This is a genomic window from Arachidicoccus sp. (assembly GCF_050436765.1).
In the GTDB taxonomy this organism is placed as follows: Bacteria; Bacteroidota; Bacteroidia; order Chitinophagales; family Chitinophagaceae; genus Arachidicoccus.
The window spans coordinates 2,740-3,468 of sequence record NZ_JBNQGD010000392.1; the positions used below are offsets into that span (position 1 = coordinate 2,740).

Annotated in this window: 1 protein-coding gene; it reads left to right on the forward strand. The window is 37.7% G+C overall.

Features of this window, described 5'->3' with window-relative positions; all coding sequences use genetic code 11:
* Positions 1–729, forward strand: a 729-nt coding sequence (locus ACQR30_RS16465) for a ligand-binding sensor domain-containing protein (RefSeq protein WP_429736849.1), incomplete at both ends; no start/stop codon positions are given.

A 729-nucleotide genomic window follows, 5' to 3' on the forward strand; every position in this document is an offset into this window, starting at 1 on the left:
CAATCTATGGATTGCTACCGGTGGTGGCGGATTGGATTATTACAATCGTAAGAGTGAAAAATTTAGCTATGTAAATGCTCCTCTAAATTTAGGAATAGATGCAGGTTTTGTTGAGTCCATTGCAGAAGATGACAATGCTGTTTGGCTGGGTACTTTGTATGGGTTATTTAGATATGATAAAACTTCAAAGAGTTTAACGCGACTACAACTTGCTCGTGGTGCAAATTTTAATGGACACGCACCGGTCATTTTTGCTTTGGAAAAGAGTAAAAAGGGTGGCCTGTGGATAGGTACACAACTTGGATTGTTTTATAAGGATCAATTGGGAAATATTACTGTTTATACGCATCAACAGGGGAATTCAAAGAGTTTGGCTAATGATCAGATAACGTATTTGTCAGAAGATAGAGACGGCGACCTTTGGATTGGTCGTTTAAATGGGCTTTCCCTTTTTTCAGTAAAAAATGGTTTTTTTACCAATTTTAATAAACAGAATGCAAACGTTCGTATAAATTCAGTGTTCTCGGTTAAGCAAGACTCCAGAGGTATTGTCTGGGTGGGTACCCATGAAAATGGATTAGTATACTACGATAAAATACGCCAAACATTTGGTGTTATTGACAATCGTTTCGGGTTACCGGATGCATCGGTAAGAGGTATAGCAGAAGACAATTCAGGGAATCTCTGGGTAAGTTGCAGTAATGATATCTCCAAGATTATATTCAAAAA